Source organism: Saccharopolyspora sp. 7B (genome assembly GCF_020177435.1).
Lineage (GTDB): Bacteria > Actinomycetota > Actinomycetes > Mycobacteriales > Pseudonocardiaceae > Saccharopolyspora_C > Saccharopolyspora_C gregorii.
Map to the genome: position 1 here is coordinate 1 of NZ_JAIUKC010000143.1, position 7524 is coordinate 7524.

Here is a 7524-nt window from a genome sequence, read left to right on the forward strand (position 1 = left end):
CGGGGGGGCGCCCGCGGGGGGCGGGTCGTGCGTGTTCGCCGGGGCGGGGCCCCCCCCCCCAAAACCCCCCCCCCCCCCCCCCCCCCCCCCGCTGAGGTTCCGCCACCCGAGTGCTACCCGAACCGAGCACCACTAACGAACACGGGCGCGGAGGCCGTCGAGGACGAGGTCGAGGCTCTGCTCGAAGTCGGCGTGGCCGCCCGGCTCGCGGTCGATGGCCCCCGCGCTGGCGGCCTGCAGCGCGGTCTGCTCCTCGTTGGTGTGGCCGAAGACGAGGTGCAGGAAGGTGCGGGTCGCGATGTCGACCAGCTCGGCGGGCAGGCCCCCGTCGGCGAGCGCGGTCCGCAACCTGCCCGCCGGTTCGTCCTCGCCGAGGCCGAAGGTGTGCGCGGTGGCGACGACTTCGGCGCCGTCGCGGTAGGCGAGCATCGCGTCGCGCAGTTCGGTGCAGATCTCCACGACCCGGGCGTCCCACCGCCGGGCGCGGTGCGGCCGCCGCCCGCGGCGCACGATCTCGTCGGCGACCGCGGCCAGCAGCGTCTGCTTGTTCGGCACGTGGTGGTAGAGCGCGCTGGGTTGCACGCCGAGTTCGACGGCCAGCCGCCGCATGGTCAGCGATTCGAGCCCGTACTCGTCGAGGACCGCGAGGGCGCGGTCGATGACGTCGCCGCGGTGGTAGCGCACCCGGTTCCTCCCGTTTGACGGTCCTACCCCTCCAGTCTAACCTGAACGCCGTTCACCTGAACGGTGTTCAGGTCGCCGACCTCTGGAGCAGCGATGACCAGCGACTTCGATGGGCTCGCCGACGCGATCCTCGCGGGCAGCCCGGCCACCCCCGACGACGCGCTCGCGGTGCTGCGCGCCGCCGACGCCGAGCTGCTGCACGTGGTGGCCGCCGCGGGCCGGCTGCGCCGCGCGCACTTCGGCAACACCGTGAAGGTCAACTACCTGGTGAACCTGAAATCGGGGCTGTGCCCGGAGAACTGCAACTACTGCTCGCAGGCGCTCGGTTCCAGCGCGCCCATCCTCAAGTACTCGTGGCTGTCCCAGGACGCCGCGCTCGACCAGGCCGCGGCGGGCCTGCACGGCGGCGCCTGCCGGGTGTGCCTGGTCGCCTCCGGGCGCGGACCGTCCGACCGGGACGTCGACAAGGTCGCCGACCTGGCGGGCGCGCTGAAGCGGCAGCACCCGGACGTGGAGGTCTGCGCCTGCCTCGGGCTGCTCAAGGACGGCCAGGCGCAGCGGCTCAAGGACGCCGGGGTCGACGCCTACAACCACAACATCAACACCGCCGAGAGCCACCACGCCGAGATCGTGCAGACCCACACCTACGCCGACCGGGTCGACACCGTGCAGCGCGCGAAGGACGCCGGGCTCTCCCCCTGCTCCGGGCTGATCGCCGGGCTCGGCGAAACCGACGAGCAACTGGTCGAAGCGCTGTTCGCGCTGCGCGAGCTGGACTCCGACTCGATCCCGGTGAACTTCCTGATCCCGTTCGACGGCACCCCGTTCCAGCACACCTGGGACCTCACCCCCACCCGCTGCCTGCTGGTGCTGGCGATGGCGCGGTTCGTGTGCCCGGACCGGGAGATCCGCATCGCGGGCGGCCGCGAGCTGCACCTGCGGTCGGTGCAGTCGATCGCGCTGCACCTGGCGAACTCGATCTTCCTCGGCGACTACCTGACCTCCGAGGGGCAGGAGGCGGAACGGGACCTGGAGCTGATCCGCGACGGCGGGTTCGTGGTGCTCGGTTCCGAGCAGGACCTCGCGCAGCGGGCCGAACCCGCGATCCGCCGCCGCGGCGCGGGCACCGACGTGCTGCCGAACGCGTGACCGCGGCCGGCGGCGCGCTGCTCCGGCAGGACCGGGCGCAGCTGTGGCACCCGTACTCCTCGATGACCGATCCGGCGCCGACGCGGCTGGTCACCGGCGCGGCGGGCAGCAGGATCACCCTGGACGGGATCGGGCCGGTGGTGGACGGGATGTCCTCCTGGTGGTCGGCGGTGCACGGCTACCGGCACCCGGTGCTGGACGAGGCGGTGCGCCGCCAGGTCGATCGGATGTCGCACGTCATGTTCGGCGGCCTCACCCACGAACCGGCGGTCGAACTCGCCGGACGGCTCGTGGAGCTCACCGGGCTCGACCACGTCTTCCTCGCCGATTCCGGTTCGGTGGCGGTGGAAGTGGCGATGAAGATGGCGTTGCAGCACCAGCGCGGCACCGGGCGGCCCGGCCGGAACCGGTTCCTCACCGTCCGCGGCGGCTACCACGGAGACACCTTCGACTGCATGAGCGTGTGCGATCCGGTGGGCGGCATGCACTCGATGTGGTCCGGGCTGCTGCCGCCGCAGGTGTTCGGCGACCGGCCACCGGATCACGACGCCGAGGTTCCGGCGTGGGCGCAGCGGTTCCGGGCGCTCGCCGCCGAGCACACCGACCGGCTCGCCGGGCTCGTCGTCGAACCGCTGCTGCAGGGCGCGGGCGGGATGCGGCCGTACTCCCCCGCCTGCCTGCGGGTGTTCCGGGAGGTCGCCGACGAGCACGGGCTCGTGCTGATCTTCGACGAGATCGCCACCGGGTTCGGGCGCACCGGGCACTTCTTCGCCGCCGACGCCGCCGGGGTGCGCCCGGACGTGGTGTGCGTCGGCAAGGCGCTCACCGGCGGCTACCTGTCGCTGGCCGCGGCGGTGTGCACCACCGAGGTGGCGCGGGGCGTGTCCGCCTCCGAGTCGGGGGCGCTCATGCACGGCCCGACGTTCATGGGGAACCCGCTGGCGTGCGCGGTCGCCTGCGCCTCCCTGGACCTGCTGTCCACTTCGGACTGGTCGGCGCAGGTGCGGCGGATCGGCGCGGGATTGCAGGCGCTGCACCGGATTCCGGCCGCCGAGGTGCGGGTGCTGGGCGCGGTCGGAGTAGTGCGGCTGGACCACCAGGTGGACGTGGCGCGGGCGACCGAGGCGGCGCTGGCGCACGGGGTGTGGCTGCGGCCGTTCCGGGACCTGATCTACACCATGCCGCCGTACGTGTGCGACGACGCGGACATCGCGGCCGTGTGCACCGCCATCGCCGCCGCGGCGGAGGCGGGATGAGCGGCTGGGACGGCTGGCTCGCCGCGCAGCGGGCCGAGCGGGAGCGCGCCGGGTTGCAGCGCGAGCTGCGGCCGCGGCCGGCCGACGACGAGCTGCTGGACCTCGCGGGCAACGACTACCTGGGCCTGCGCCGCCACCTGGAGGTGCGGCGCGCCGCCGCCGCTGCCGGCTGGGAGTGGGGCGCAGGCTCGGGCGCGTCGCGGCTGGTCACCGGCACCACGACGCTGCACGCCGAACTGGAGCGGGAGCTCGCCGGCTTCACGGGCCGGGAATCGGCGCTGGTGCTCTCCACCGGCTACCAGGCCAACCTGGCCGCGGTCACCGCCCTGGCCGGGAAGGACGCGCTGGTCGTCTCCGACGCGCACGCGCACGCCTCGCTGATCGACGCCGCGCGGCTGTCCCGGGCGGCGATCGAGGTGGTGGCGCACAACGACGTGGCCGCGATCCGCGCGGCGCTGGCCGCGGCCGGGTCGCGACGGACGCTGGTGCTCACCGAATCGATCTTCTCGGTGCTGGGGGACGCGGCGCCGCTGCCGGAACTGGCCGCGGTGTGCGCCGAGCACGACGCGCTGCTCGTCGTCGACGAGGCGCACGGCCTCGGCGTGGCCGGGAGCGGCGGGCGCGGACTGGTGCACGCGCACGGACTGGCCGGGCACCCGCACGTGGTGCTGACCGCGACGCTGTCCAAGTCGTTCGGCGCGATGGGCGGCGCGGTGCTCGGCTCGGCCGCGCTGGTCGACCACCTGGTCAACCGGGCCCGCCCGTTCATCTTCGACACCGCGCTGGCACCGGCGCCGACGGCGGGGGCACTGGCCGCGCTGCGCGTGCTGCGGCGGGAGCCCGAGCTGCCGTCGCTGGTCCACCGGCGGGGCGCGGAACTGGCCGCGCGGCTCGGCGTGCCGCCCTCGGCGGGCGCGGTGCTGTCGGTGCCGATGCCGTCGCCGCGGTGCGCGCTCGCCGCGCAGGCCGCGGTGCTGGCCGCCGGGGTCCGCGTCGGGTGCTTCCGGCCGCCGTCGGTACCGGACGGGGTGTCCCGGCTGCGCGCCACCACCTCCGCCGCGCTCGACGACGCGGACTGGTCGCGCGCGGTCGACGTGCTCGCCCGGGTCGTCGACGAGGAGCGCGCGGCAGGGCGGCGGACCGCGTGATCACCGTGGTGACCGGGACCGACACCGGGGTCGGCAAGACCGTGACGACCGCGGCGCTCGCCGCCCGCTCCGGGCCGGGGACGCTCGTGGTGAAACCCGCGCAGACCGGGGTCGGCACCGACGAACCGGACGTGGACGTGGTGCGCTCGCTCGCCGGATGCGCGGTCGCCGAGCTGGTGCGGCTGGCCGACCCGCTCGCACCGGACACCGCGGCCCGGTTGCGCGGCGCGGAGATCCCGCCGGTGGCCGCGCACGCCGCCCGCATCCGCGAGCTCGCCCGCGCGCACGACCGGGTGATCGTGGAAGGGGCCGGCGGGGTGCTGGTGCGCCTCGACACCGCGGGCGGCACGGTGCTGGACCTGGCCGCCGAGCTCGCCCGGGACCACCCGGTGCGGGTGGTGCTGGTGACCCGGCTGGGCCTGGGCACGCTCAACCACACCGAGCTCGCGGTCGGCGCGCTGCGCTCCCGCGGCCTGGATCCCGTCCTGGTGCTCGGTTCGGTGCCCGCCGAGCTCGGCCAGGCCGAGCGGTGCAACCTCGCCGAACTTCCCCGCGTCACCGGAGCCCCCGTCGTCGGCGCACTCCCCTCGGGCGCCGGGAACCTCCCGCCGGGCCGCTTCCGCCACCTCGTCCCCACCTGGTTCACCGGGTGACCGGCCCTCGCGGCGGAAGCCGGTGCGACGTCAGCCGTTGACGAGACCGCCGTCGACGACGAGGTTCTGCCCGGTGACCGCGCGGGACCACCGGGAGGCGAAGAACAGCACCGCGTCGGCGAACTCCGCCGGGGTGACGACCCGCCGCAGCGGGGTGCTCGCGGCGATCCCGTCGAAGACCGCGGCGGGCGTGGCGGCGCTGGCGTCGGTGGTGCGCAGCAGCCCGCCGGAGACCATGTTCACCAGGATCCCGTCCGGGCCGAGGTCGGCGGCGAGGGTGCGGGTCAGCGACAGCAGCGCGGCCTTGCCCGCCGTGTAGTCGTGGTAGGGCACCACGGGGTGCTGGAACAGGTTGGTGCCGATGTTGACGATCCGGCCGCCGCCGCGTTCCCGCATCCCCGGCAGCGCGGCCTGGGCGACGTGCAGCGCGCCCCGGACCGTGCCGTCGAACTGCGCGGCGAACTCGTCCCAGCGGATCCGGTCCGCCGGGGAGCGCTGGTCGCCGTTGAAGGAGAAGTCGGCGAGCGCGTTGTTCACCACGGTCCCCACCGGCGCGCCGAAGTGCTCCCGGCCGGCGGTGAACAGGTCGGCGACCTGCCGCTCGTCGGTGACGTCGGCCCGCACGGCCAGCGCCCGGTCCGAGCCGATGCTCGCGGCGAGCTCCTCCGCCGCGTCCCGGCTGCGCCGGTAGTCGATCAGGACGCGGGCGCCCTGCTCGGCGAACGCCCGCACCAGGGCGGCCCCGAGCCCGCGCCCGCCACCGGTGATGAGCACCGGCTCGTCGACGATCCCCGCACTGCTCATGACCCTCCCGTCGGTGCGTCAGTCCACTTCGGCCGGACCGGTGAACTGGGCCCGGTGCAGCCGCGCGTAGGCGCCGCCCGCCGCGACCAGTTCGTCGTGGGTGCCCTGCTCGACGATGGCGCCGCGCTCCATCACCAGGATCACATCGGCGTCGCGGATGGTCGACAGCCGGTGCGCGATGACGAACGCGGTGCGGCCGGTCCGCAGCGTGGCCATGGCGCGCTGGATCAGGGCCTCGGTGCGGGTGTCCACCGAGCTGGTCGCCTCGTCGAGGATGAGGATCGCCGGGTCCGCGAGGAACGCGCGAGCGATGGTGATCAGCTGCTTCTCCCCCGCGCTGACCCCGGTACCCTCGTCGTCGATGACGGTGTCGTAGCCGTCCGGGAGGCTGCGGGCGAAGTGGTCGACGTGCGCGGCCTTCGCGGCGGCCACGACCTCCTCGCGGGTGGCGTTCTGCTTGCCGTAGGCGATGTTCTCCGCGATGGTGCCGCCGAACAGCCAGGTGTCCTGCAGCACCATGCCGGTGGCGGCGCGCAGCCGTTCCCGGGACATGGCGCTGGTGTCCTCGCCGTCGAGGGTGATCCGGCCACCGGTGATCTCGTAGAACCGCATCAGCAGGTTGACCAGCGTGGACTTGCCCGCGCCGGTGGGACCGACGATGGCGACGGTGGCACCGGGTTCGGCGACCAGCGACAGGTCCTCGATCAGCGGTTCGGCCGGGTCGTAGCGGAACGCGACGTGCTCGAACTCGACGCGGCCCCGAGGGCGTTCGGTCTTCGGCGCCAGGTCCGGGGACGGGTCCTGCTCGGGCGCGTCGAGCAGCGCGAAGACCCGTTCGGCGGAGGCCAGGCCGGACTGCACCAGGTTCGCCATGCTCGCGACCTGGGTGAGCGGCTGGCTGAACTGCCGCGAGTACTGCACGAACGCCTGCACGTCACCGATGGTCAACGCCCCGGCCGACACCCGCAGCGCGCCGACGACGGCGACGAGCAGGTAGTTCAGGTTGCTCAGGAACATCATGCTCGGCTGGATCACGCCGGACAGGAACTGCGCGCGGAACGAGGCCTTGGTCAGCGCCTCGTTGCGCTGCCGGAAGATCTCGGCGGCTTCGCGGCCGCGGCCGAACGCCTTGATGGTGGCGTGCCCGGTGTACATCTCCTCGACGTGCCCGTTGAGCTCGCCGGTGCTCTTCCACTGCGCCGCGAACTGCGGCTGCGCGCGCTTGCCGATCAGGATGGTGACCAGCGCCGAGATCGGGATGCTGACCAGGGCGAACACCGCCAGCAGCGGGGAGATGAAGAACATCACGGCCAGCACGCCGAGGATGGTCAGCACCGAGGTGATCACCTGCGAGAACGTCTGCTGCAGCGACTGCCCGACGTTGTCGATGTCGTTGGTGACCCGGCTGAGCACCTCGCCGCGGGACTGGCGGTCGAAGTGGCTCACCGGCAGCTTCGCCAGCTTCTCCTCCGCGTCGCGGCGCAACCGGCTGGCGGTGCGCTGCACGGCGCCGTTGATCAGCCGGGCTTGGGCGACGCCGAACAGCCAGGAGCCGAGGTACACCCCCAGCGCCACGAGCAACACGGTGCCGACGGCCCCGAAGTCGACGCCGCCACCACCGACCCCGCCCGCGACGACGAGGTCGGTGGCCTTCCCGAGGTAGCGGGGTCCGAGGACGCTGAGCAGCACGCTCACCACGGCCAGCACCAGCACCGCGTCCAGCAGCGGGCGTTCGGGCCGCAGCAGCCCGAGCAGGCGGCGGCCCGCGGTGGCGAACCCCTCCGGCCGGTTGGCGCCCGGTGATCCGGAGGGGGCGGCGGGCCGCCCGGG

General features: G+C 74.1%; 7 protein-coding genes. 4 read left to right on the top strand and 3 right to left on the bottom strand.

Annotated features, from left to right (window positions below; genetic code table 11):
• Window positions 1–132 precede the first annotated feature (132 nt).
• Window positions 133–684, bottom strand: a complete 552-nt coding sequence (locus LCD33_RS21620; RefSeq protein WP_224962465.1) for a TetR/AcrR family transcriptional regulator C-terminal domain-containing protein — start codon at window positions 682–684, stop codon at window positions 133–135.
• Window positions 685–777: 93 nt separating this feature from the next.
• Here LCD33_RS21620 and bioB point away from each other — a divergent pair, with 93 nt between their 5' ends.
• The 4 genes from bioB to bioD are packed head-to-tail and all read left to right on the top strand — an operon-like array spanning window position 778 to window position 4890.
• Complete coding sequence (bioB, locus tag LCD33_RS21625; protein WP_224962467.1) at window positions 778–1833, top strand: biotin synthase BioB; 1056 nt, start codon at window positions 778–780, stop codon at window positions 1831–1833.
• Window positions 1830–3089, top strand: a complete 1260-nt coding sequence (locus LCD33_RS21630) for an adenosylmethionine--8-amino-7-oxononanoate transaminase (RefSeq protein ID WP_224962469.1) — start codon at window positions 1830–1832, stop codon at window positions 3087–3089. Before bioB ends, LCD33_RS21630 begins: the two co-directional genes overlap by 4 nt.
• Window positions 3086–4237: an 8-amino-7-oxononanoate synthase gene (locus LCD33_RS21635; RefSeq protein ID WP_224978212.1), complete on the top strand. Its 1152-nt coding sequence runs from the start codon at window positions 3086–3088 to the stop codon at window positions 4235–4237. Before LCD33_RS21630 ends, LCD33_RS21635 begins: the two co-directional genes overlap by 4 nt.
• Window positions 4234–4890, top strand: coding sequence for a dethiobiotin synthase (gene bioD, locus LCD33_RS21640; RefSeq protein ID WP_224978213.1), 657 nt, complete (start codon window positions 4234–4236; stop codon window positions 4888–4890). The genes LCD33_RS21635 and bioD overlap by 4 nt, the downstream gene beginning before the upstream one ends.
• 30 nt (window positions 4891–4920) lie before the next feature.
• On the opposite strand, the gene LCD33_RS21645 is transcribed toward bioD, so the two are convergent.
• Both LCD33_RS21645 and LCD33_RS21650 read right to left on the bottom strand, forming a co-directional pair.
• The gene (locus LCD33_RS21645; RefSeq protein ID WP_224962475.1) at window positions 4921–5694 is read right to left on the bottom strand and encodes a 3-oxoacyl-ACP reductase; all 774 of its coding nucleotides are present in this window, start codon (window positions 5692–5694) and stop codon (window positions 4921–4923) included.
• An 18-nt stretch (window positions 5695–5712) separates the two neighbouring features.
• The coding region (locus LCD33_RS21650) for an ABC transporter ATP-binding protein (RefSeq protein ID WP_374228534.1) at window positions 5713–7524 on the bottom strand (1812 nt) is incomplete at its 5' end.